Source organism: Lysobacter sp. 05T417 (assembly GCF_056396405.1).
Genome location: NZ_JBFTLK010000001.1, coordinates 472424 through 497818 on the forward strand (window position 1 = coordinate 472424; position 25395 = coordinate 497818).

At 67.3% G+C, this 25395-nt stretch carries 16 protein-coding genes and 1 tRNA gene; 6 read left to right on the plus strand and 11 right to left on the minus strand.

Annotated elements, in window-relative coordinates:
- Positions 1-117: 117 nt before the first annotated feature.
- Positions 118-8823, plus strand: a complete 8706-nt coding sequence (locus tag AC1DER_RS02110; protein WP_477245641.1) for a glycoside hydrolase family 94 protein — start codon at positions 118-120, stop codon at positions 8821-8823.
- A 34-nt stretch (positions 8824-8857) separates the two neighbouring features.
- On the opposite strand, the gene AC1DER_RS02115 is transcribed toward AC1DER_RS02110, so the two are convergent.
- The 3 genes from AC1DER_RS02115 to AC1DER_RS02125 all read right to left on the minus strand — a co-directional run bounded on the left by AC1DER_RS02115 (position 8858) and on the right by AC1DER_RS02125 (position 12132).
- Positions 8858-10843 (minus strand): hybrid sensor histidine kinase/response regulator, encoded by a 1986-nt coding sequence (locus AC1DER_RS02115; RefSeq protein ID WP_477245639.1) that lies wholly within the window; start codon positions 10841-10843, stop codon positions 8858-8860.
- A gap of 62 nt (positions 10844-10905) precedes the next feature.
- Positions 10906-10995 (minus strand) — tRNA-Ser (locus AC1DER_RS02120).
- Positions 10996-11115: 120 nt separating this feature from the next.
- Positions 11116-12132 (minus strand): LysR family transcriptional regulator, encoded by a 1017-nt coding sequence (locus tag AC1DER_RS02125; RefSeq protein ID WP_441816336.1) that lies wholly within the window; start codon positions 12130-12132, stop codon positions 11116-11118.
- Positions 12133-12236: 104 nt separating this feature from the next.
- Here AC1DER_RS02125 and AC1DER_RS02130 point away from each other — a divergent pair, with 104 nt between their 5' ends.
- Positions 12237-12818 (plus strand): FMN-dependent NADH-azoreductase, encoded by a 582-nt coding sequence (locus tag AC1DER_RS02130; protein ID WP_441816156.1) that lies wholly within the window; start codon positions 12237-12239, stop codon positions 12816-12818.
- A 149-nt stretch (positions 12819-12967) separates the two neighbouring features.
- On the opposite strand, the gene serS is transcribed toward AC1DER_RS02130, so the two are convergent.
- On the minus strand, positions 12968-14260 hold the full coding sequence (gene serS / locus AC1DER_RS02135; protein WP_441816155.1) for a serine--tRNA ligase: 1293 nt from the start codon (positions 14258-14260) through the stop codon (positions 12968-12970).
- A 133-nt stretch (positions 14261-14393) separates the two neighbouring features.
- Here serS and AC1DER_RS02140 point away from each other — a divergent pair, with 133 nt between their 5' ends.
- Complete coding sequence (locus AC1DER_RS02140) at positions 14394-15050, plus strand: energy transducer TonB (RefSeq protein ID WP_477245636.1); 657 nt, start codon at positions 14394-14396, stop codon at positions 15048-15050.
- Positions 15051-15052: 2 nt separating this feature from the next.
- Here the strand turns inward: AC1DER_RS02140 and AC1DER_RS02145 are convergent, their stop codons facing one another.
- From AC1DER_RS02145 to serC, 5 genes are all read right to left on the minus strand, one after another.
- On the minus strand, positions 15053-16522 hold the full coding sequence (locus AC1DER_RS02145) for an O-antigen ligase family protein (RefSeq protein WP_477245634.1): 1470 nt from the start codon (positions 16520-16522) through the stop codon (positions 15053-15055).
- Between the two features lie 116 nt (positions 16523-16638).
- Positions 16639-17976 (minus strand): 3-phosphoshikimate 1-carboxyvinyltransferase, encoded by a 1338-nt coding sequence (gene aroA, locus AC1DER_RS02150; protein ID WP_477245632.1) that lies wholly within the window; start codon positions 17974-17976, stop codon positions 16639-16641.
- Positions 17973-19154 carry a histidinol-phosphate transaminase gene (gene hisC, locus AC1DER_RS02155; protein WP_477245630.1) on the minus strand — a complete coding sequence of 394 codons (1182 nt, stop codon included), beginning with the start codon at positions 19152-19154 and terminating at the stop codon, positions 17973-17975. The genes aroA and hisC overlap by 4 nt, the downstream gene beginning before the upstream one ends.
- The gene (pheA, locus tag AC1DER_RS02160; RefSeq protein WP_477245628.1) at positions 19151-20389 is read right to left on the minus strand and encodes a prephenate dehydratase; all 1239 of its coding nucleotides are present in this window, start codon (positions 20387-20389) and stop codon (positions 19151-19153) included. Before pheA ends, hisC begins: the two co-directional genes overlap by 4 nt.
- 62 nt (positions 20390-20451) lie before the next feature.
- On the minus strand, positions 20452-21537 hold the full coding sequence (gene serC / locus AC1DER_RS02165) for a 3-phosphoserine/phosphohydroxythreonine transaminase (protein WP_477245626.1): 1086 nt from the start codon (positions 21535-21537) through the stop codon (positions 20452-20454).
- A 179-nt stretch (positions 21538-21716) separates the two neighbouring features.
- Here serC and msrP point away from each other — a divergent pair, with 179 nt between their 5' ends.
- Positions 21717-22685, plus strand: coding sequence for a protein-methionine-sulfoxide reductase catalytic subunit MsrP (msrP, locus tag AC1DER_RS02170; protein WP_477245624.1), 969 nt, complete (start codon positions 21717-21719; stop codon positions 22683-22685).
- A 13-nt stretch (positions 22686-22698) separates the two neighbouring features.
- Entirely contained in the window at positions 22699-23346 is a 648-nt protein-coding gene (locus AC1DER_RS02175; RefSeq protein ID WP_441816147.1) for a protein-methionine-sulfoxide reductase heme-binding subunit MsrQ, read from the plus strand.
- On the opposite strand, the gene AC1DER_RS02180 is transcribed toward AC1DER_RS02175, so the two are convergent.
- Entirely contained in the window at positions 23315-24112 is a 798-nt protein-coding gene (locus AC1DER_RS02180) for an FHA domain-containing protein (protein WP_477245621.1), read from the minus strand. The genes AC1DER_RS02175 and AC1DER_RS02180 overlap by 32 nt on opposite strands.
- A gap of 81 nt (positions 24113-24193) precedes the next feature.
- On the opposite strand from AC1DER_RS02180, the gene AC1DER_RS02185 reads away from it, so the two are divergent.
- Complete coding sequence (locus AC1DER_RS02185; protein ID WP_477245619.1) at positions 24194-24469, plus strand: polyhydroxyalkanoic acid system family protein; 276 nt, start codon at positions 24194-24196, stop codon at positions 24467-24469.
- Positions 24470-24496: 27 nt separating this feature from the next.
- Here AC1DER_RS02185 and AC1DER_RS02190 read toward each other — a convergent pair whose 3' ends face one another.
- Positions 24497-25246, minus strand: coding sequence for a DUF8198 family protein (locus AC1DER_RS02190; RefSeq protein WP_477245617.1), 750 nt, complete (start codon positions 25244-25246; stop codon positions 24497-24499).
- Positions 25247-25395 lie beyond the last annotated feature (149 nt).

Here is a 25395-nt window from a genome sequence, read left to right on the forward strand (position 1 = left end):
CACCCTCCGGCCTGCACCGCGGTGAGCGCTCTGGTGTGGTCGAGCTTTCACGTCCGGGCCGCGGCCCGGATGCAAGGATGGATGCCACGGCGGGATCCCCGGCCCACAGGATTTCCAATGCCCAACCGCTGGAGCATTTTCAGTCGCTGGTTGCGCTTGCGCAGGCGTTTGTGGCGATGGCGCCGCGCGGCGACAAAGCGGACGCTGCAGGCCGAAGCACCACTACGCTCTCAGTTGTTCAACGCCGAGCAGATGGAGCTTCACGGCAGGGCGCTGGCCCGTTCGCACCGGGTGCATTCGCGACCGGGCCCGGAACGGCTGCTGGACCGTCTCGAGGAGAACGAGGGCCTGCTGGATGACGCCAGCACCTTGCTCACCAGGATGGTGCAGCAGGAGATGCGCATCACCCCCGCCGGTGAGTGGTTGCTGGACAACTACTATCTGGTGGAAGAACAGATCCACACCGCGCGCAGGCACCTTCCCAAAGGCTACAGCCGCCAGCTGCCCTCGTTGCGCGAGGGGCCGTCGGCCGGCCTTCCCCGTGTCTACGACCTCTCGCTGGAGGCGATCGCGCATGGCGATGGCCGTATCGATGGCGAGAACATCAGCCGATTCGTGGCTGCCTACCAGTCGGTCACCGCGCTGAAACTCGGCGAGCTGTGGGCAATTCCCATCATGCTGAGGCTGGCCCTGATCGACAATCTCCGCCGCATGGCCGTGCGGGTCATGCGCGATGGCGTGGACCATCGGCTGGCGAGCGAATGGGCCGAACTGCTCAACGAGACCGCTGCGGCCAATCCCAAGGACGTCGTACTGGTGGTCGCCGACATGGCGCGCTCCAGGCCCCCACTGTCGGGCGCCTTCGTCTCCGAGCTGACGCGAGGATTGCAGGGTCGCGGATCGGTGCTGTCCATGGCGATCACGTGGCTGGAACAGTGGGTCGCGGACGGCGGCCACAGAATCGAGGAACTGGTTCACCTGGAAAGCCAGCAACAGGCCGCCGACCAGGTCTCGATCAGCAACAGCATCGCCAGCCTGCGCTTCCTGGCCAACATGGACTGGCGCAATTTCGTCGAGAGCATGAGCGTGGTCGAGCACCGTCTGCGCGAAGACCCTGCCGGCACGTATGCCCTGATGGATTTCAGCACGCGCGACAGTTACCGCCACGTGGTGGAGACCATCGCACGCCTCAGCGGCGCCACCGAAGAGGATGTCGCCGACATCGTGCTGCAGCTGGCACAGGCCGACGCGGACGCGGCCATTGACCCGATCCAGGCGCATGTCGGCTATTACCTGGTCGATGACGGGGTGAAACAGACCCGGGCCGCCGTGGCAGCGGCCAGTCAGGCCCACCGACTCGCGAGGCTGCCATCTCGCCGCATTCCGCTGCCGGTCTACCTGGCGCCGATCGCCGCGATCACCGGACTGTTCGCATGGGGCCTGCTGTCGGATGTTGCCCGCATTGCGGCGCCTGCCGTCCCGCTGTGGGTACTGCTGGCGCTGGCGGTGGTGGCCTTCAGCGAAATGGCCATCGCCCTCGTCAACTGGGCTGCGACCCTGCTGGTGGCGCCGCGGCCGTTGCCGCGAATGGATTTCTCGACAGGCATTCCAGCCCAATCGCGCACGCTCGTGGTGGTACCCAGCATGCTCGGCAGTGCGCAAGGCGTCGACAGCCTGGTGGAAGGGCTGGAAGTACGCTTTCTGGCCAACCGCGACCGCCATCTCCACTTCGCGTTGCTGACCGATTTCCTCGATGCAGACGAGCAGACCATTCCCGCGGACGAAGCGCTCGTGGCGCGGGCCGTGCAGCAGATCGAACTGCTCAATACGCGCTATGCGCCCGAAAGCGGCGACTTGTTCTTCCTGTTCCACCGCCCGCGCCAGTGGAATCCACGCGAAGGTCGCTGGATGGGCTACGAGCGCAAGCGCGGCAAACTGGCGGCGCTGAATCAGCTGTTGCGCGGCAAGGGTGATGAGGACTTCCTGCAGGTGACCGGCAAGACCGCCGTGCTCGGCGACGTGCAGTACGTGATTACCCTCGATACCGATACCCGCCTTCCACGCGATGCGGCCCGCGAGTTCGTCGCCACCCTCGCCCACCCGCTGAACCGCGCCCGCTTCGACTCGCGTCAGCACCGGGTCATGCGCGGCTACGGCATCCTGCAGCCAAGCGTGGGAACGAGCCTGGGAGGACGCCGCAGCTCGCGCTACGCGCGCATGTTCGGCAGCGAACCTGGCATCGACCCGTACACGCGCACCGTATCGGACGTTTACCAGGACCTGTTCGGTGAGGGCTCGTTCGTTGGCAAGGGCATCTACGACGTGGACGCGTTCGAGTCTGCGCTGGCCGATCGCTTTCCCGACAACCGCATTCTCAGCCATGACCTGCTGGAAGGCTGCTACGCGCGTGCAGGGCTGGTCAGCGACGTGCGCCTGTTCGAGGAATATCCATCACGGTACGCAGCCGATGTGAAGCGGCGCTATCGCTGGATTCGCGGCGACTGGCAACTGCTGCCCTGGCTGCTGCCGTGGGTCCCGCGCGCAACCGGGGGCTACGAGCGCAGCCCGCTGTCGTGGTTGTCGCGCGGCAAGCTGCTGGACAACCTGCGACGCAGTCTGGTGCCGGTCGCCGCCACGTCGTTGCTGGTGCTGGGCTGGCTGTTCTCGCCCCATCCGCTGGCCTGGACAGGATGGCTGCTGTGCCTGTGGCTGCTGCCTGTGCTGCTGCCTGCGCTTCGCGACGCCTTCGTCATTCCGGTGGACATGCCACTGGAAGCCCATCTGGTACGGATCGGAAACTCCACGCTGCGCCAGTTGCAGCGTTGTCTGGTAAACATTGCCTGCCTGCCATTCGAAGCATTCCTCAGCCTGGGCGCGATCGCGCGCACCCTGTGGCGCCTGGCAGTCAGTCGCCGACACCTGCTGCAGTGGAACCCCTCCAGCGAGGTGGAGCGAAGCCTGGGCAGCGGCATGGGGGCGGAGTTCCAAGGCATGGCGCCGGCGCCGCTGTTCGCGGTCGCCGTGACGGTGCTGCTGGCGCTCGTGCAGCCTTCGTCACTGTGGGTTGCGGCTCCCCTGCTGGGGCTGTGGTTGCTGTCGCCGGCGATCATGGCCTGGATGGGCCACCCGCCCTCGCGGCCCGACGCCAACCTGTCCGCCGGCCAGCTGGCATTCCTGGGCAGGCTGGCACGCCGCACCTGGGGATTCTTCGAAACCTACGTCCGCGCCGAAGATCACTGGCTGCCGCCGGACAACGTGCAGGAGCATCCGGCACTGGTGGTGGCACGACGCACGTCGCCGACGAACATCGGCCTGTCGTTGCTGGCCAACCTCTCGGCCTACGACCTGGGCTACGTGCAGGTGGGCACGGTGATGGAGCGCACGCGACTGGTGTTCGCCACCCTGGAAGGGCTGCCGCGCCATCGTGGCCATTTCTTCAACTGGTACGACACCGAGACGCTGCAGCCGCTGCATCCGCGCTACATCTCCACTGTCGACAGTGGCAACCTGGCCGGGCATCTGCTGACCCTTCGGCAAGGGCTGCTGGCGCTTGTGGACGCGCCGGTGCTGTCGGGCTGCACATTCGACGGACTGGCCGACACCGTGGGCGTCCTGGACGAAACGCGCAGGGACGCAGGCCTCGGCGGTGATGCACTGGTCGCGGCGGTGGCCAACTTCCGTGCCGCGCTCGAACCTGCCCGTGCGCAGCCGCCCGCCACCATGGGCGATGCCGAACGCACCCTTTCGCAACTGTTGCTGCGCGCCGGTGAGATTGACGCCGTCTGGCCGAAGATCGCCAGCGATGACACGAACGCACCGCATTGGCCCACCCTGCTGCTTGAGACCTGCGAGGCCGCACTGGCCGAGCTGCGCCTGTTCGCGCCCGACCAGGCGGGTGATGCCGCTGAAGGTGCCGCGGCCAGCCAGCCCGTTCCCACGCTATTGCAGCTGCGCCAGCAGCCCTCGGCTGGGCAGGCGTCGACACGCGCGCGAGAACGCATCCACCAGCTCGAAAGACTGGCGCATGTCGCGGGCCAGTTCTCGCTGATGGAATACGAGTTCCTTTACGACCGCGCGCGCCACCTGCTGTCGATCGGCTACAACCTCGACGAACACCGGCTGGATGCCGGCTTCTACGACCTGCTGGCATCGGAAGCGAGGTTGTGCAGCTTCGTGGCGATCGCCCAGGGCAAGCTGCCACAGGAAAGCTGGTTCGCATTGGGACGGCTGCTGACCGAGGTCAACGGCGATGCCACGCTGTTGTCGTGGAGCGGCTCGATGTTCGAGTACCTGATGCCGCAACTGGTGATGCCCAGCTATCCCGATACCCTGCTGGACCAGACCTCGAACCACGCGGTGGAGGCGCAGATCGCCCATGGTGCACAGCGATCGGTGCCGTGGGGGGTGTCGGAGTCCGGATACAACACCGTCGATGCCCGCATGAACTACCAGTACCGCGCCTTCGGCGTGCCGGGACTGGGGCTCAAGCGCGGCCTGGGCCAGGACCTGGTAATCGCGCCCTATGCCAGCATGATGGCGTTGATGGTGGCGCCGGAAGCGGCGTGCCAGAACCTGCAGCGACTGACCGCGCTGGGCTTCGGCGGTCACTTCGGCCTGTACGAAGCGATCGACTACACGCCCACACGCGTTCCGCATGGCCAGGAATTCGTGGTGGTGCGCTCCTTCATGGCCCACCACCAGGGCATGGGCCTGCTGTCGCTGGACCATCTGTTGCGCCACCAACCGATGCAGAAGCGCTTCGTCGCCGATGCCGAATTCCAGGCCACCGTGCTGCTGTTGCAGGAGCGCATCCCGCATACCGGTGTGTTCCACCCGCACGAAGCCGAGACCCTGGGCACGCGCGCAACGCCGGGCGAGTCGGAGACTCAACTGCGCGTCTTCCGCAATCCAGGCACCACACGACCTGCGGTGCAGATGCTGTCGAACGGCCGTTACCACGGTTTGCTGACAAGCGCCGGCGGCGGCTACAGCCGGCATCGCGAGATGGCCGTCACGCGTTGGCGCGAGGATGGCACCCGCGATCATTGGGGCAGCTTCTGCTACCTGCGTGATGTCGAAAGCGGCGAGTTCTGGTCGGCGGCCCTGCACCCGACCGGCGTCCCGGTGGAACAGTACGAGGCGATCTTCTCCGATGCCAAGGCTGAATTCCGCGGACGCAAGCGCGGCTATGACAGCCACCTGGAGATCGCCATTTCGGCCGAGGACGACATCGAACTGCGCAGGGTGCGGCTCAGCAATCGCAGTCGCCGCACGCGCACGATCGAGATCACCACCTACGCCGAGGTCGTGCTGGCCCCGGCCATCTCAGATGAACTGCATCCGGCATTCAGCAACCTGTTCGTCCAGTCCGAGATCGCGCGGGAGAAGCAGGCGCTGATCTGCACCCGGCGCCCGCGCGCGCACGATGAAGTGCCGCCGTGGATGTTCCACCTGGTCGCGGTGCATGACGCCGACATCAGTGCGATCTCCTACGAAACCGACCGTGCGCGCTTCCTCGGGCGCGGCAACACGCCGCGCGTTCCGCGCGCGCTCTCGACCGATGAAGCGCTGTCGGATACCCAGGGGTCGGTGCTCGATCCCATCGTGGCGATACGGTGCAGGATCGAACTGGCGCCGGAACAGACCGCGATGATCGACATGGTCTACGGCGTAGGCGCGGACCGCGATGCCTGCCTGGAGCTGGTCGACAAATACCGCGACCGTCGCCTGGCCGACCGCGTGTTCGACCTGGCCTGGACCCACAGCCAGGTGGTCAGGCGCCAGATCAACGCCTCCCAGGCCGATGCGCAGCTCTACGAGCGCCTGGCCGGGCTGATCGTCTATGCGCATCCGTTGCTGCGCGCCGACGCGGAGGTGCTGCTGCAGAACCAGCGCGGCCAGTCCGGGCTGTGGGGCCATGCGATCTCCGGCGACTTGCCCATAGTGCTGCTGCAGATCGCCGACTCGGACAACATCGAACTGGTTCGCCAGATGGTGCAGGCGCATGCGTACTGGCGATTGAAAGGCCTGCGAGCCGACCTGGTGATCTGGAACGAGAGCCAGGCCGGATACCGGCAGCAGCTGCAGGAACAGATCCTGGGGATGGTTTCCGCCGACCCGGAGGTCAACGTGCTCGACCGCCCTGGCGGCATCTTCGTGCGTCCCGCCCAGCAGATCTCGCAGGAGGACCGCATCCTGCTGCAGTCGGTGGCGCGGGTGATCGTCAGCGACCAGAAGGGCACGCTCGCCGCCCAGGTTGGCCGCCACGTGACGCCCGAACGCACGGTCCCTGACCTGTTGCCGGACGTGGAAACCACGCCCGACGTGGCGGATGCAGACGGATGGGCCGGCTTGCCACCGGCCACGACCGGCGTCGACATGGAAGATGCCTGGCCATTCGACGCGGTCGCCGACGAATTGCTCTTCGACAACGGTACCGGTGCCTTCTCGGCCGATGGTCGCGAGTACGTTATCGTCTCGCGCGAAGGCGCCCCCACTCCGGCACCGTGGTCCAATGTGCTGGCCAACGAGAATTTCGGCACCGTGGTGAGCGAAAGCACCCCGGGCTATACCTGGTTCGAGAACGCACACGAGTTCCGCCTGACCCCGTGGCATAACGATCCGGTCGCCGACACCGGCGGTGAAGCGTTCTATCTGCGCGACGAGGAAACCGGACACGTCTGGTCGCCGATGCCATTGCCGCGTCGCGGTCGCGGTGCCTACCGCACCCGTCACGGCTTCGGCTACAGCGTCTACGAACACATCGAGGATGGCATCGCCAGCGAGTTGTGGGTGTATGTCGCCACCGAGGATGCCGTCAAGTTCTCGGTGCTGAAGCTGCGCAACCTGTCCGGCCGCGAACGTCGCCTGTCCGCGACCGGCTACGTTGAATGGGTTCTGGGCGACATACGGGTCAAGTCGCAGATGCACGTTGTCAGCGAGCTCAATACCGACATCGGCGTCCTGACGGCGCGCAACCCCTACAACACGGAGTTCAGCGGGCGCGTCGCCTTCTTCGACACCGATGCAAGCGGTTGCAGCTACACCGCCGACCGCACCGAGTTCCTCGGCCGCAACGGCAGCCTGGATGACCCGGCGGCGTTGCGGCGCGAGCGCCTGTCCGGCCGGCTCGGCGTGGGACTGGACCCGTGTGCGGCCATCCAGGTGCCACTGACCCTGGGCGATGGCCAGGAGGTGGAAACGGTGTTCCGCCTGGGCGTCGGCAAGGACTATGGCGAAGCCCTGCAGCTGGCGGCAAGGTGGCGCGGCACACAGCGGGCCCACGATGTGCTTGATACCGTGCGTATCCATTGGCGCCATGTGCTGTCCACCGTACAGGTGAAGACACCGGACCCGAGCGTCGACGCGCTGGCCAATGGCTGGCTGCTCTACCAGACGTTGGCTTGTCGATATCTGGCGCGCAGCGGCTACTACCAGTCCGGCGGGGCGTTTGGTTTCCGCGACCAGCTGCAGGACACCATGGCGACCGTGCACGCCATGCCGGCGCTCACGCGCGAGCACCTGCTGCTGTGTGCAGCGCACCAGTTCCCGCAGGGCGACGTGCTGCACTGGTGGCACCCGCCGCAGGGACGCGGTGTGCGCACGCGTTGCTCGGACGATTATCTGTGGCTGCCACTGGCTGCGTGTCGATACCTGGCGGTGACCGGCGATACCAGCGTGCTGGACGAGAACGTGCGCTTCATCGACGGGCGCCCGGTCAATCCCGACGAAGAATCCTATTACGACATGCCGGTGGCCTCGTACCTGCAACAGCCGTTCTACGACCACTGCGTGCTGGCGTTGCAACGCGGCTGCTCTCTGCTGGGCGAACGCGGCCTGCCGCTCATCGGCACCGGCGACTGGAACGACGGCATGAACCGGGTCGGCGAGGCCGGTCGCGGCGAGAGCGTATGGCTGGGCTTTTTCCTCTTCGACGTCCTGCAGCGCTTCAAAGAGGTTGCCCACGCTCGCGGCGACGACACCTTCGCCGCCTATTGCCATGACCAGTCGCAGCGATTGCGCGCGAACCTGGAAGCCCATGGCTGGGACGGACAGTGGTATCTGCGTGCGTGGTTCGACGACGGCACTCCGCTGGGTTCCACCAGGAGCGACGAATGCAGGATCGACTCCATCTCGCAAAGCTGGTCGGTGCTGTCGGGCGCCGCCGACGACGCGCGTGCGCGCCAGGCCATGGCATCGCTGGACCGCTATCTGGTGCGGCGCGATGCCGGGCTGATCCAGCTGTTGGATCCTCCGTTCGACCGGACCACCAATGACCCCGGCTACATCCGCGGTTACGTGCCCGGGGTGCGCGAGAACGGCGGGCAGTACACGCATGCCGCGGTGTGGGCGGCGATGGCGTTCGCCCGGCAGGGAGATTCGGCGCGGGCCTGGGAGCTTGCGCGCATGATCAATCCCGTCAACCACGCACTCGATGCCGATGATGCCGCGCGCTACAAAGTCGAACCGTACGTACTGGCCGCCGACGTGTACGGGGTGGCGCCGCATGTGGGCCGCGGAGGTTGGACCTGGTACACCGGTTCGGCGGGCTGGATGTATCGCCTGCTGACCGAATCGCTGCTGGGCCTGCAGCGCACCGGTGCCCACATGTCGCTGCATCCGTGCCTGCCCGTCGACTGGCCCGAGTACCGCCTGCAATACCGTTACGGGACCAGCCTGTACTCGATCCGGGTCAAGCAGGGTGATACAGGACCTGCAACGCTGCGCCTGGATGGCGTCGAACAGGCGGACTTCGGTTTCCCGTTGGTCGACGACGGCGTCCTCCACCACGTCGAGGCGGAATGGCCTCTTCCCGCGCCATGATCGCGCGGACGCGGGCGAGCGACCTGCGCAGGCCCTAGGTCTTGCAGGCGGCGGGCAGTTCGGAACCTCGCCCCGAGGCTTGCAACGATGCAAGCAACCTGACGAGGACGGGAATCGCGATGGGCTTGACCAGGTGATGATCAAACCCCGCGGCAAACGCGCGTTCGCGGTCGGCGGGCTGGTCCCAGCCGGTCAACGCGATGAGTGGCACTTTGACTCCGCGCGCCCGGAGGGCGCGGGCAACGTCATAGCCGGTCATTCGGGGCATTCCGATGTCGAGGATCACGACATCCGGGTCGACACTCTCGAACTGGGCCAGGGCGTCAGCGCCGTTGTCGACGACATGCACCACCGCGCCAGACAGGCGCAGCACTTCGGCAAGGCTGTTGCCGGCATCGCATACATCATCGGCAAGCAGCAATCGAAGTCCGGGGACGATGGCAGCGTCGTTCCGGCTGGGATCGGCCAACCAACCCTCGCCGTTGTCGGGTAACGGAATTCGCAGGGTGAAGGTGCTTCCCTTGCCCGGACCGCCGCTGGAGCCGTCGAGCGAACCGCCGTGCAAGGCAGCCAGGCGGCGCGACAGTGTCAAGCCGATACCGAGCCCCTCCTGGTGAGATGACCTCGCCGACCCTCCCCGGGTGAACATCTCGAACAGGTGTGGAATGTCCGAAGGCTCCATGCCCATGCCGGTGTCGCTCACCGACAGCAGCAACGAGCCATCGGCCACGTGGGCACGCAGCACGATGTCGGCGCCTGGCTCGGAGTACTTCGCGGCGTTGTTCAGCAGGTTCGTCAGGATTTGCGCCAGGCGGACGCGATCAGCCTGCAGCACCAGCGAAGGCACCGGCATATCGATGGCCAACCGATGGCGGCCTGCGTCGATTTCCGGCTGCACCGCTTCCACAGCACTGTCCACCACCACCCCAAGCTCGACCGGCTCGAGCTGCAACGACACGTTCCCCCGGGTGATGCGCGACACATCCATCAGGTCGTCGACGAGACGCACGAGGTGGTCGACCTGGCGCTCCAGGACCTCGTGAATCTGGACGTGCGGGCTGTCGGCACTGGTCGTGTGACGAAGGATCTGGATCCCGTTGCGCAGGGGAGCCAGCGGATTGCGGAGCTCGTGGGACAGCGTCGCCAGGAACTCGTCCTTGGCCCGGTCGGCCTCGGCCAGCCGGTCTGCGTGTTCGCGAACGATCTGCTCGGCGGCTTGCCGATCGGTGATGTCCCGCGTGGTCCCCGCCACGGCGACCACGTCGCCGGCAGCGTCGAACACGGGAGCGAAGATGTAGTCGTAGATGCGGCGACCGTTGGTGCCGGTGAACGGGATCTCGCCCCGGATCGGCGCCCTGGTCGCGATGACCTGCGCCAGCTCTCGGTCGTGCATGTCGGCGTGCCACTGCTCGTAGCCCAGTTCCATCCACACCTTCCCGCGCACGTCCTCCACGCCCCACACCTTCCGCAGGGAGTCGTTGGCGTAAATGGCGCGCAGGTCGGTGCCGAAGATGTAGACGAAGTCGGGCGTGTTGTTGAGTGCGGTTTCGTAGATGCGGCGCTGGTGCTCGGACTTGGCAGTCAGGCGTTCGCGGTCCATCGCATCCAGGATGGCCGTCGACCCGTGGTGCCGCTCGATCGCCGCGTCCTGAGCCTGATGGAGGATGTATTCCACATCACCGGCATCATTGAGGATCGGGCTGTTGACCGCCGACCAGTAGCGCTCCACGACGTTGCCGGTGGAAGGATCAAGCACGTCGAATCGCTGCGCGTGGTGGTCCGTCGAGCGGGTCCGTATCACGCGTTCGAACGAGGCGGTAAGCGAGGCCACGCTCCCAGGCGCCTGCGGCGAGTCGGGAAACAATTCGAAGTACGGACGCCCGAGGGTGTTGCCCGGGTCCACCGAGGTGGAGCGCATCTGCCGGGTCATGGCGACAACCGGGAATCCCGGGACCGCTCGCAAAAGAACCGATTCGCCCTGAAGGCTCTCGAAAACACGGTTCAAATTGCGCGTATCCATGGGCGCGTTGGCTGGGTTGACGGAGGCTTAGGCTACAGCAGCGGCCGTTCCAGGTTGAAGCATGGCGGAGAGAGTGGGATTCGAACCCACGGTGGTATTGCTACCACGGCGGTTTTCAAGACCGCTGCCTTAAACCACTCGGCCATCTCTCCGGATCGTCTGGCGACAGCGCTTCATGCATGACCCGCCTGGCGGGTCGCGCATTGTCGCATGCCTTCGCGCGGCCCGGCCTGCCCGCTGTCAGGCCCGCCCGCCATCAAGCCTGCGTGCCGTCAGGCCTGAGTAGGAATGCGGATTTCTGCCGCCGGAATCGGAGCGGTCGCGTCCTCCGGGCACGGCATGCCCTTGATCTCCTTGCACTGCAACCGGGCTGACTCGACCAGTCCGGGCGCCTTTTCGGCAATGAAATCGATGAATACCCGCACCGCCGGCAACAGGCCGCGGCGCGAAGCGAACACGGCGTGGAAGATGCCCTGCGGCAGGCGCCAGTTCGGCAGCACCACTTCCAGCTCGCCGCGGCGCACGGCGTCGGCGCAGATGGTCTCAGGCAGCAGGGTGATGCCGACGCCCTGCTGGGCCAGCGACATCAGCATCGGGAAGTCGAAGCCCATCACGCGCGGCTTGAGTTCGACCCGGCGCACGTCGCCATCGGGGCCGTGCAGCTCCCAGCGCTGGCGCGCGTCGTCCTCGCTCATGCTGAGGGTGACGTGCTCGCTGAGTTCGTCCGGGTTCTTCGGCCGGCCCATGCGGCGCAGATAGTCGGGGCTGGCGACCAGCAGTTCCTGGATCTGGCCGAAGCTGCGCATCACCAGGCTGCCGTCGTCGTCGAGCTTGGCGCGCACGCGCAAGGCGACGTCGATGCCTTCATTGATGATGTCGACGCGGCGATTGCTCACCAGCAACTGCACCCGCACCTGCGGGAACCGGGCGAGGAACTCCGGCAGCAACCTGGGCATCTGCTGCTGGGCCATCCCGACCGGGACGCTGACGCGGATGACGCCTCGCGGCTCGGCGCTGAGGCGGTCGACCACTTCGTGCGCCGCCTGGGCCTCGGCCAGCATCGACTGGGCGTGCCGGTAGACGCTGTTGCCGACGTCGGTGACGGCGAAGCGGCGCGTCGAGCGCTGCAGCAGGCGGACGCCCAGATCGGTCTCGAGCTGGCTGATGCGGCGGCTCAGGCGCGACTTGGGGATGCCCAGCGCGCGCTCGGCCGCGGCGAAACCGCCGTGCTCGACCACCATTGCAAAGTAGTACAGATCGTTCAGGTCCTGCATGGCGATAATTCCAATTCCAGAACAGTTAGTGGTAGTTGACCAGCTTTATCCCAAATAAGCAACGGCCTAGATTGTCGTCCAACCCGGCACTCCCGCCGTATCTGCTGCACAGGCCCGTCATGAAGCTCCTTCACCTCGACTCCAGCGCCCTGGGCGCCAATTCCATTACCCGCGAACTCAGCTCGGCGATCGTCAATCGCTGGCAGGAGTCGCATTCCGGCCTGAAGGTCGAGTACCGCGACCTCGACGCCGATCCGATCCCGCACCTGACCGGCCGTGCCCTGGCCAAGGCCGACCAGGCTGAGGCCGACGCCGCCGAGGCGGTGATCCAGCAATTCCTGGATGCCGACGTAGTGGTGATCGGAACCCCGTTTTACAACTTCAGCATCCCCTCGACGCTGAAGGCCTGGATCGACCGTGTCGCCGTTGCCGGCCGCACGTTCCACTACACCGAAGCCGGCCCCGAGGGCCTGGCCGGTGGCAAGCGCGTGATCATCGCCAGCGGTCGCGGCGGCATCTACGGCGACACCAGCCCGGCCGACTTCCAGGAGTCGTACCTGCGCCATGTGTTTGGCTTCCTGGGCGTGACCGATCTGGAGATCGTCCGGGCCGAAGGCGTGGCCTACTCCGACCAGCACCGCACCGACGCCCTGGCCGCTGCCCATGCGTCCATCCGTTCGCCTCTGGCACAGGCCGCCTGATAACCCCCGAGGATTCCCCTTCCTTGATTCAGGCCGCCTGACTGGGCGTTCCCGCCCCACCCCTCCCCGCTTGGGGCGGAAACGCAACGGGCCCGCGATGCGGGCCCGTTTTTTTGTCCGGTCGGAACCGGTCATTCAATGCGGGATCGTCAGGCGATCCGCTCCTGGCCGCCCATGTACGGACGCAGGATGTCGGGCACGGTGATCGAGCCGTCCTCGTTCTGGTAGTTCTCCATCACCGCGATCAGCGCACGGCCCACCGCCACGCCCGAACCGTTGAGCGTGTGCACCAGCTCGGGCTTGCCGGTCGCCGGATTGCGCCAGCGCGCCTGCATGCGCCGCGCCTGGAACGACTCGCAGTTGGAGCACGAGGAAATCTCGCGGTAGGTGTCCTGCGAAGGCAGCCAGACCTCCAGGTCGTAGGTCTTGGTCGCGGCAAAGCCCATGTCGCCGGTGCACAGCAGCACGCGGCGATACGGCAGGCCGAGCTTCTCCAGCACCACTTCGGCGCAGCGGGTCATGCGGTCGTGTTCGGCGTAGCTCTCTTCCGGCTGCGCGATGGTGACCAGCTCCACCTTCTCGAACTGGTGCTGGCGGATCATGCCGCGGGTATCGCGGCCGTGGCTGCCGGCTTCGGCGCGGAAGCACATCGAATGCGCGGTCATGCGCAACGGCAGGGCCTCGGCCTCGACGATCTCGTCGCGCACGATGTTCGTCAACGGCACTTCCGAGGTCGGGATCAGGTAGCGCTTGTGCGCGCTCTCGCCGTCGCCGACCACGGTGGCAAACAGGTCGTCCTCGAACTTCGGCAGCTGGCCGGTGCCGCGCATGCTGTCGGCGTTGACCAGCAACGGCACGCTGGTTTCCTGATAGCCGTGCTCATTGGTGTGCAGGTCGAGCATGAACTGCGCCAGCGCGCGATGCAGGCGAGCGAGCTGCCCGCGCAGCACGGTGAAGCGCGCGCCGCTGAGCTTGGCCGCGGTGTCGCCGTCGAGCCAGCCGTTGCGTGCGCCCAGTTCGACGTGGTCCTTGACCGCGAATTCGAAAGCACGCGGCGTGCCCCAGCGGTGCTGCTCGACGTTGTGGCTTTCGTCCTGCCCGGCCGGCACCGATTCGTGCGGCAGGTTGGGCAGGGTCAAGGCGATCGCCTCGATCTCGCCGCGGATGGTTTCCAGGCGCGCCTCGCTGGCCTTGAGCTCATCGCCGAAGCCGGCGACTTCGGCCATCAGCGGCGCCACGTCCTCGCCCTTGGCCTTGGCCATTCCGATCGCCTTGGAACGGGTATTGCGCAGGTTCTGCAGCTCCTGGGTCCGGACCTGGATCTGCTTGCGCTCGCCTTCCAGCGCTTCCAGCGCATTGGCGTCGAGGTCGTAGCCCCGGCTCTGGCGCAGGCGCAGCGCGAGTTCGGCGGGGTTTTGGCGCAGCAGGTTCGGATCGAGCATGTCGGGGGCGTGGGGTGATCGAGGTCGCGATTATCGCGTGGAATGGCGCGCAGCGGCATCCCGAGCCGTCTGGTTGCCGAATCATTAACGCTGCGATGGTCAGAATCGCCTGAGAATCCCTGACGGACGGCCCATGTCCCTATCCGCTCCTGCGACCCCGCGCCTTCCGTCGGCAGCTTCGCTGTCCAGCTGGCTGCCATCCCGACGCTCACTGCTGTGGGTCCTGCTGGCGTTCATGGCAGGCCTGGTGCTGTTTGCCCTGGTCCTGTCCCTGGGTCGAAACCGCGGCGCCGGACGCGATGTCGGCTCGTTGCCCACCACCGCTTCGCCCGACTACGCCCCACTGCCTGCGCCCATGCCGGCCGCAGGAGCCGACAGCGCCAGTCGCGTGGCCAAGGCACCGGGCAGCGACACCACCGGAGGCGACGAACAACCGCGCCTGGTGGAGACCGCGCCTCCCGTTGCGCCCCCGACCCTGCCGCACCCCGCCCCGGCGCCGGTTGCCGTTGCCACTACCCGGCCCGAACCGCTTCCGGGTCAGACGCCCTCGCCGCGATACCCAACCCAGTCGTTGCGTCGTGGCGAAAGTGGCACCGTCAACGTGCGGGTCGAGATCGGAGCCGATGGCGTTCCGGCACAGGTCAGCGTCGAAGGCAGCAGCGGATCACGCTATCTCGATCGTGCCGCGGTGGACGCCGTGCGCCGCTGGCGTTTCCGTCCGGCCATGAGCAATGGCCAGCCGGCCAGTGGCTCGGTGATCGTGCCGATCAGGTTCGACGCGCAACGCTAGCGTCACGCGCCGGCGGCCGAACCGCGGCGCCGGATCAATGCATAGGCGATGCAGCAGCCAAACAGCAGCTCCTGCGGCGCGCGCGCGTACTCGAAACGCCATAGCAGCGAATCGAACGAGTTGGCGACCAGGACGATGCCGACGCAGCCGATCAGCGCCCAGAAGCTCGCGGTGGAAATGATCCCGGTGCGCCATGCCAGGTGGAGCTCGCGCATCACCATGGCGAACACCAGCAGCAGCAACAACGAGCCCACCAGCCCAATCCCCACCAGCGCATCGAGGTAGGAGTTGTGCAGGTGGACATGGTGTTCGCCGGCCAGGTCCAGGTGCGCGGCGTCAATCAGCACCGGCGTGGAGTCCAGGCCCCATCCCAGCAGCGGGCGCTCCTTGAAACGCGCGACGCCCAGCTCGTACAGGCGCACACGGATGCCGATGGCCTTGTTGCCAGGAACCGTGGTGTCGATGGTCGAAGTGGGCCGGGCATCGGCCGCAGCGCCGGAGCCCCCCGCAGCGGGCGTGCCCGGATTTCTGGCGGGCCTGGCTGCTGCCGGTCGGGCAGATGCGGCGCCATCAGACGACGGCGCTCCGGTTTCCGGCGAATCGGTAGCAGCCACCGAGGTCGAAGCCTCTTCTGCCACAGGCAGCAACCGGTCGGCCCCGGCAAAGCGCACCGAGAAAATGTCCCACGCCGCCAACGTCAGCAGCACCGAGATCACCGCCACCAGCGCGATCGGCTGCCACGGCAGCGACCGCAGCCCGCGCGGACGCCGCGTCAGCCAGTAGCCCAGGATGGCCACTGGCGTGGCCGAGAGGAATGCGAGCCAGGCGCCACGCGACTGCGAGAACAGCAGCACGCAGAAGCTGCCGGCGTAGGCAACCAGCCCCGCCGCGATCAGCCAGCCGCGACGCTGGCCGCGTGGATGGTCGCGCCAGACGCCGATCAACAGGCACATCGCCAGCCAGCCACCGACCGCGGCCAACTGGCCGCTGAGGTTCTCCGGTATGCCGAAGCGCGGGCGCACCTGGCCATCCCAGATGCCCGGCAGCGAATGCCATGGCATGTGGTACAGCACGGCCACGAGCAGACCCAGCACCATCAGCCCCAGCAGCCCTGGAATGGCGCGCGGACAGATCGACAGCCACCAGCCCACGACGCAGCAGAACACGCCCAGCCGCACCAGCTTGGCGACGATGGACAGTTGGCCCGAGTAATCGGTCTGGGGCACGACCCAGGTCGCATATGCCGCGTGTACGAGCAGGAAGGCGATGAAGATGCCCAGCATCCGCACGACCGGCAATGCCTTCAGCTCACGCCACGGCGCCCAGCCGGCGAACAACATGGCCAGCAGGGCGATCGCCGCACCCGACTCCGGGCGCAGGTACAGACCGAAGTCGGTCATGGCGAAGAACGCCAGGAATCCCAGGCCGCACAAAGCGACCCGCAGCAATCGCGGGGTCACGTGGGCAGACACGACGGCTGCCGCGGGCACATTCCGACCCGCACGGCGGCCGGTCATGCCCGTGTGAAAAGTCTGCTGGGACACAATCTTGGCTTCGGGGGACACGGACAAGACCGTTCGAGTCTAAGTCACGGTGCCGTGCTCAGCCATACGCCAGCTGAAGCGGCAAGGGATTCAAATCCGGGGAACGACGTTGCAACGTTGGCTATATCGGCCACGCGCACCTCACCCGCTGCACGCTGCGCGGCCACGGCGAAGCTCATGGCGATGCGGTGGTCGCCGTGGCTGTCGACTGTGCCGGCGCCGATCGGCCCGGGCACGATGGTCGCCCCGTCGGGGTGCTCCTGAACCTCGATGCCCAGCGCGCGCAGGCCCTGCGCCATGGTGGCGATGCGGTCGGACTCCTTCACGCGCAGCTCGGCGGCGTCGCGGATGGTGGTGTTGCCCTGCGCACACGCGGCGGCGACGAACAGCGCCGGGAACTCGTCGATCATGTCCGGCGCCAGGTCGCCGCCGATGTCGATGCCGCGCAACGGGGCGTACCGGACCAGCAGGTCGGCAACGGGTTCGCCACCCTGCTCGCTGGCGTTCCCCTCGCGGATGTCGGCACCCATCCGCCGCAGGGCGGTCAGCAGACCGGTCCGGCGCGGGTTCATGCCGACGGCCTCGAGTCGAATCTCGGAACCGGGAACGATGCTGGCGGCCACCATGAAGAATGCCGCCGAGGAAAAATCTGCCGGCACCGCGATGTCCGTCGCCACCAGCCGATGGCCGCCGCACAGTCGCGCGTGCCCGGGCGAGAACTCGATCGGCCAGCCGAAGGCGGCCAGCATGCGTTCGGTGTAGTCGCGCGTCGGGTGTGGTTCGTGCACGCTGGTCTCGCCGTGCGCGTACAGGCCGGCCAGCAGCAGCGCGGACTTCACCTGCGCGCTCGCCACCGGCGAGGCGTAGTCGATGCCATGCAGGCTGGCGCCACCACGGATCCGCAACGGTGGCAGCCCGCCCTCCTGCGAACCAATCACGGCGCCCATCTGCGACAACGGCTCGGTCACGCGGCGCATCGGCCGCTTCGACAACGAAGCATCGCCGACCAGCACGCTGTCGAACGCTTGCCCGGCAAGTACTCCGGCAAGCAGGCGCATGCCGGTGCCGGCATTGCCGCAGTCGAGCGGGTTGCTGCTGCCGACCAGGCCGTGCAGGCCGACGCCATGGACGATGCGTTCGCTCGCGCTCGGGGTTTCGATGCGTACGCCCAATTGCTCGAAGACGCGCGCGGTGGCGCGCGTGTCCTCGCCTTCCAGGAAACCGCTGATCCGGGTCGTGCCTTCGGCCAGTGCGCCAAGCATGATCGCGCGGTGCGAGACCGACTTGTCGCCGGGCACGCGCAGGTTGCCGCGCAACGGGTGTCCGCCGCTGCGTGCGATCCAGTCCTGGCGGGTGTTGCCAGTGCCTGATTCCGTGCTCATGCCAGCGCCGCGTCCAGTGCCGCCAGCAGGCGACGGTTCTCGTCGGCCGTGCCGACGGTGATGCGCAGGCACTCGGGCAGGCCGTAGCCCCCCATCGGTCGCAACACCACGCCGCGCGCGACGAGGTCTGCCTCAATCTGCGCCGTGCGCGGACCGGACTCGACCAGCACGAAATTGGTCTGCGACGGGTATACGCGCAGCCCACGCTGCCCAAGCTGCGCAGCCAGTTCGGCGCGCTGCGCGGCATTGCACTCGCAGGCCCATTGCAGGTGCGCCTCGTCGCCCAGCGCGGCTTCGCAGGCGGCGAGCGCTGGGCCGTTGACATTGAAGCTCTCGCGAAGGCGCTCCATCACCGCAACCAGGCCCGGCGCGCCGATCAGGTAACCCACGCGCATGCCGGCCAGGCCATAGGCCTTGCTGAAGGTGCGGGTGAGCAGCAGGTTCGGGTACGCGGCCAGTGCGGGCAGCGCGCTGGCGGCATCGGCATCGGCCTGCGCCATCTCGGCGTAGGCCTCGTCCATGACGACGATCACCTCGGCCGGCACGCGCGCCATGAAGGCCTCAAAGGCCTGGCGACCAAACCAGGTGCCGGTCGGGTTGTTCGGATTGGCCAGGAACACCAGCTTCGTCTTTGCGCCGATGGCCCGGACGATCGCGTCCAGGTCGTGACCCAGCGGCATCACGGCATGGTCGCGCGGCAGCGCGTCGACCATCCGCAGCGTGGCGCCGGCTGCCTGCGTGGCCAATGCAAACACCGCGAATCCGTACTGCGAGCAGACCACTTCGTCACTGGGCCCGGCAAACACCTGGCCCAGTAGCATCAGCAGTTCGTGCGAGCCATTGCCGAGCAGGATCTGCGCCGGATCGACCCCATGCCTGGCCGCCAGTGCCCGCTTGAGGTCGGCGCCGAGCGGATCGGGATAGCGGTGCAGCGCTTGCAACTGCTCGACCACCGCCTGGCGCGCGGCCGGCGACGGGCCATAGGGATTCTCGTTGGAACCGAGCTCGACCAGGTTGGCCTCGCCAAAGCGTTTGCGCATCCCGACCAGGTCGTGGCCGGGGTCGTAGGCGCGCAGGCGCTGCACGCCGGCACTGGCGCGACTGGCGAACCAGGCCTCGTCGAACGCCGGACGCTCGCCGGCGCGCCCTGCCCCGTCGTGGCCAGCCGCCAGGCTCATGCGATCGCCACCGGGTAGGACCCGAGCACCTTCACTTCCTGTGCGTACTCGTCCAGTTCGTCCAGCGCGCGGCGCATCGCCTCGTCATGGACATGGCCACCGACGTCGATGAAGAACGCGTATTGCCACAGGCCGGTATGGCCCGGGCGCGACTCGATCCGGTTCATGCTCAGGCCGTGCCGGGCGAACGGCGCCAGCACGTGATGCAGCGCGCCCGGCTGGTCCTTGATGAACACCAGCAGCGAAGTGCGGTCGTTGCCCGAGGTGGTGAACAGTTCGCGGCCAAGCACGAGGAAGCGCGTGGTGTTGTCGGGACGGTCCTCGATGGGGCCGGCAATGGACTTCAACCCGTAGACGTTGGCGGCGCTGATGCCGGCGATGGCGGCAGCGTCGTCGGCACTTCGCGCGCGCCGGGCCGCCTCGGCATTGCTGCCGACCGCGATCTTCTCCGCCTTGGGCAGGTACTGGCGCAGCCAGGCCTTGCACTGGGCGAACGACTGCGGGTGCGAGTAGACGCGCTCGATGTCCTCCATGCGGCCGCTGCGCGAGAGCAGGTGCTGGTGCACGCGCAGTTCGACTTCGCCGCAGATCTTCAGCTTCGACGTCAGGAACATGTCCAGCGTCGACTGGATGGTGCCCTGGGTGGAGTTCTCCACCGGCACCACGCCGAAGTCGGCATGGCCGGCCTCCACTTCCTGGAACACTTCCTCGATGCTGCCCAGCGGCAGGCCATGGATGGAGTGGCCGAAGTGCTTGTACACGGCCTGCTGCGAATGGGTGCCTTCCGGCCCGAGGTAGCCGATCTTCAGCGGCTCCTGCTGCGCCAGGCATGCCGACATGATTTCCCGGAACAGCCGCACCAGGACTTCATCGTTGAGCGGGCCGTCATTGCGATCGACCACGCGACGCAGCACCTGCGCCTCGCGCTCGGGGCGGTAGTAGTCGACCGCGGCGGCGAGCTTGCCCTTGGCCTTGCCGACCTGGTTGGCGAACTGCGCACGCTCGGCGATCAACTGCTGGATGTGGCGGTCGATGCCGTCGATGCGCTCGCGCAAGGCAAGCAGGTCGGGCGATGCCAGCGAGGCCGGTGCTGCCGGGGCCGTTGCGGCGGCCGTGACCTTGCCTGCGCCGGCGGCCTTGGCCACCTTCGACACCTTGCCTGCCGCTGCCTTGGTGGCCTTGGCCGGGGTCTTCTTTGCTGCCGGCTTGGCCGGCGACTTCTTGTTGCTGCTCATTTCGTGTATCGCCTTGTTGTCTCTTGAGCCCCCTCGCCCGCGGACGGGAGAGGAGCGGATCGTCAGCCGTTGCGCTGCTGGAAATCGCGCATGAAGGCCACCAGCGTCTGCACGCCCTCTTCCGGCATCGCGTTATAGATCGACGCGCGCATGCCGCCGAGCACGCGATGGCCCTTGAGCGAGATCAGGCCGTGCTGTGCAGCCTGTTCGAGGAAGGCTGCATCGAGCGCGGGGTCGTGCAGGAAGAACGGCACGTTCATGCGCGAACGCGCCGCCGGCGCCACTTCATTGCGATAGAAGCCTCCGGAGTGGTCGATCGCGTCATACAACAGGCCGGCCTTGCGCGCGTTGCGGCGGGCGAACTCTTCCACGCCGCCCTCCGCCAGCATCCACTTGAACACCAGGCCGGCCAGGTACCAGTTCCAGGTCGGCGGCGTGTTGAGCATCGAGTCGCCCTTGAGGTGGGCGCGATAGTCGAGGATTTCCGCACGCGGCTGGCCGGCACGTTCCAGCAGGTCTCGGCGGACGATGACGACCGCTACGCCGACCGGGCCGAGGTTTTTCTGCGCGCCGCCATAGATCAGGCCAAACCGGGAGATATCCAGCGGCCCGGAAGCGATCGAGGAGCTGAAATCGGCAAACAGCGGCACGTCGCCCACGTCGGGAATGTCGCGGAACTCGACGCCGTGGATGGTTTCGTTGGCGGTGTAGTGGACATAGGCGGCATCGGGCGAAAGCTGCCAGGTGTCGCGCGCCGGGATGTCGCGGAAACCACCTGCCTCGCCATCGGCGGCGATGTTGACGTCGCAGTACGGCCGGACCTGCTTCAGTGCAGTCTTGCCCCAATGCCCTGTCACGACGTAGTCGACGCGTTGACCCGGCGAGGTGAAATTGAGTGCCATCAGCGCCTGCTGGAGCGTCGCCCCGCCCTGCAGGAACAACACCGCATAATCGTCCGGGACCGAGACCAGGCTGCGCAGGTCGGCCTCGGCCTGTGCGGCGACCTTCATGAACTCCGGCCCCCGGTGGCTAAGCTCCACGATCGAGGCGCCTACTCCGTGCCAGTCCAGGAGTTCTTCCTGGGCCTGCCGCAGGACCGGCTCGGGCAGGGTTGCGGGACCGGCGGCAAAGTTGAAGGCGCGGGACATCGAACGCTCCAGTCAGGTAAGGGTTCACAGGGGGATTGGCGCTGAGCGGCCAAGTATGCCGCACTGCAACAGGTAACGGATTCATGGTTACCCGCGCAACTTTTCCCGCGCTCGCGCCCTCTATAGTCGTGAATGGTGCGCTCCCCCCGCGCATCGCCGTACCGATCCGGAGCAGCACAATGTCACTGCGTGACGCACTGAAGATCCCCTCATCGCACATCACCGACGAAGCGGTTTACCGCGGGCGACGGCAGCTCCTGGCCGCGGTCGCCGCGGCGCCGGCGCTGGCCCTGCCCGGCTGCTCCGGAGCCGAGCCGCCGCCTCCGCCAAAGGTGGCGATAACGCCGGCACAGGCGCGCTCGGGCTTCCGCACCGACGAAGTGCTGACCCGCTACGAGGACGTCACCAGCTACAACAATTTCTACGAGTTCGGCACCGGCAAGGCCGACCCGTCGCAGGCCGGGCGAACGCTGCGCACGCGTCCGTGGTCGGTGGCCGTCGGCGGCCATTGCGCCAAACCCGGCACACTTTCGCTCGACGACTTGATCAAGGGCCTTACCCCGGAAGAACGCGTCTACCGCCTGCGCTGCGTCGAGGGCTGGTCGATGGTGATCCCGTGGCTGGGCGTGCCGCTGGCCGCGGTGCTCAAGCGCTTCGAGCCGACGTCGCAGGCCAAGTACGTGGCCTTCACCACCCTGGCCGATCCAAAGCAGATGCCGGGCGTGGGCTATCCCGCGCTCGACTGGCCCTACCGCGAGGGGCTGCGCATCGACGAGGCGATGAACCCGCTGACGCTGCTGGCCACCGGCATCTACGGCAAGCCGCTGCTGCAGCAGAACGGTGCTCCGCTGCGGCTGGTCACACCATGGAAGTACGGCTTCAAGTCGATCAAGTCGATCGTGGCCATCGATTTCGTCGAGAAGATGCCGGAGACGGCCTGGCACGAAGCCCAGCCCAGCGAGTACGGTTTCTTCTCCAACGTCAATCCCAACGTCGACCATCCGCGCTGGAGCCAGAAGAGCGAGCGCCGCATTGCCGGCACGGCCAGCAAGCTGTTTGCCGAACGCATCCCGACGCGCATGTTCAACGGCTATGCCGACCAGGTCGCCGGGATGTACACCGGCCTCGACCTGAAGAAGTGGTTCTGACGGCGTGGCGGGCATGAGCGTGTGGCGACCCGGCCCCAGGGCCCTGTTCGCCAGCAAGGCCGTGGTGCACCTGCTGGCGCTGACGCCGGCGGCGATCCTGGCGTGGCAGATCCGTGCCGAGTTCCTCACCGGCAGCGGCGGCCTGGGCGCCGACCCGGTGGCGGCGATCGAACATCGGCTCGGCCTGTGGGCGTTGCGGTTCCTGATGATCACCCTGGCGATCACGCCGTTGCGGCAACTGAGCAACCAGCCGGCCCTGCTGCGCTTCCGCCGGATGCTGGGCCTGTACGCCTTCGCCTACGCAACGCTGCACCTGAGCGCGTACCTGGTGCTCGACCTGCGTGGCTACTGGGCGACGATCTTCAGCGAGATCGTCAAGCGCCCCTACATCACCGTCGGCTTCGCGGCATGGCTGTTGCTGTTGCCACTGGCCATCACCTCGACCCAGGCGGCGATCCGCAGGCTCGGCCGCAACTGGGCCCGCCTGCACCAGCTGGTCTATGTCATCGCCGTGCTGGCGGTGCTGCACTTCTGGTGGCTGGTCAAATCCGACATCCGCGAACCGGCCCTGTACGCCGGCATCCTGGCGTTGCTGCTGGGCTGGCGGGCGTGGAAGAAGCTGCGCGCGCTCAACGCGCGCCGTACAGCAGCAACAAGCTGAGCGCGGCGGCGATCAGCAACGCCGCCAGCAACAGCCACGGCATGCGCCGGACCGACTGCGGCAAGGTCGAAGGCGCACGCGGCTCCTCGACGGGGGCGGTGCGGACCGGAGCAGGAGCGCTGGCCTCGATCCCGGCCATGCGCTGCACCGGGGCCTCGACGACGAACCGGTGCTGGCTGCCAAAGACCACCTGATCGCCCGGCTGCAGCAGCGCGTGGCGCACCGGCCGGCCGTTGACGATGCTGCCTTCGACCGAACCCAGGTCGCGCAGGACCACGCCGTCGGCGTGGGCTTCCAGGCGGGCATGGCGGTCGACGAAGGACGCCTCGTTGATGCGGATGTCGCACTCGCCGGCACGGCCCACGGTTCGCGCCCGGTCAAGGGTGAAGCTGCGGCCGTGATGGGAGCCGCCGACGCCACGCAGCAGCATCCGTGTGTCGGCGCCGCCGGAGAATCCGTAATCGACCGGTGCCGGCAGCGGGTCGGCGGCGAGCAGCAACAGCTCGATGCCGTCGACGAAGATCGCGTCGCCAACACGCAGCATCGCCATCCGCCGCACCGGTCGGCCGTTGACGTGAAGGCCGTGCGCGCCTTCGCGAACCTGCAGCCAGACGCCGCGACGGTCCACGCAGAACTGCACCAGCGCCGCATCGCCGGACACTGGGCGCAGCGCGGCCTGGCTGTCATAGCCAATGGCATGCACGCCCGGGCTCAGCGCCAGGTCGGCATGTTCACGGTTTTGGAATCGCAGTCTGAGGGAATTCACGCCCGCGCAATCTAGCATGCGTCGCACACTTGGATGGAGGGGGTGGTGCCCGCACAATACCGGCACTTCGGAGGACCAGACATGTCGAACATCGATATCCACCACGCCCATTCGCTCTCGCCCGACCAGGCCCGCCAGGCCGTGCAGGAAGTGGCCGAGAAACTGTCCGAGCGCTTCGGCATGGACTACGCCTGGGACGGCGACGTCCTCAACTTCAATCGCAGCGGCGTCGATGGCCACATCGAGCTGGAGCCCGAGAAACTTCACGTCACCGCGAAGCTGGGATTCCTGCTGAGCACGATGAAAGGCCCGATCGAAGCCGAGATCAAGCGCGTCCTCGACGAACGCTTCGCCTGAGGCCACCGCCGCGGGCCCGGGACGACCTCAGTCGATCTGCCCGCGGAACGGATCCGGCTCGCCGGCGAACACGCGCTGCGACACCTCGCGCTCGTCGACTTCGATCTCGGCGATGAAACTGCGCACGTCGCCGAGCTTCGAGAACGCCTCGAAGCCGCGCTCGAGAAACCCCTGCAGTTCCGACAGGCCCGTGGCCTTCGCCGGCCCGTGGGACAGCTTGAGCAGCATCGAAATGCCGGGCATGCGCAGGGCATTGCCCAGGCCCAGGCCGACCCGCGAAATCAGGTCGATCTGGTGCGAGCGCAGCCGCGGCAGGCCGGCCTGCCGGTACGCCCGCGCATAGAGTTCGGCGTTGAGCTTGCGGCGCTGCCCGCCGATCTCCTGCAGCACCTGGGCCATGCGCAGGTCGAAGGCATGGGTGAGCAGGCCCAGCTCGATCGCGTCCGCCACCGTCTCCAGCAGACCGGTCGGCAACAGGCGCTGCATCATCGGCAGGACCTTGGCGATGTCGGCGTCGCGGCGGCTGAAGTCGTGGTCGTTGTAGACATCGCTGAGGAAGAACTGCGCGGCCGGGCGACGCCTGGGGTCGCTGAGGAACTGGTCGAAACTGGCTTCCAGCCGCCGCGCCTGCCAGCGCCGCACCTCCGGCAGCCAGCGCAGGCGGTTGCGCGGCTCCTGCGCCGGATCGTGCAGCGCCTGGTGCTCGTGCAGCAGCCATTGCAGCCGTTGCGCCAGGGGACGACGACGGTGGCTGCCACTGGGCGTGTGCGGGGACATCAGGCCGATGATCGCGGCCGCCGCCGGCCCCTGCAAGCCACCCCGGCCGCCGGCCACGCGCGCCCCGGCAATAGCGCTTGTGCGGCAAACCGGACGGGCCGGTGGCGCCCGCCGAACCCGGCTACACTCGGGTCAACCCCGCAACCCGT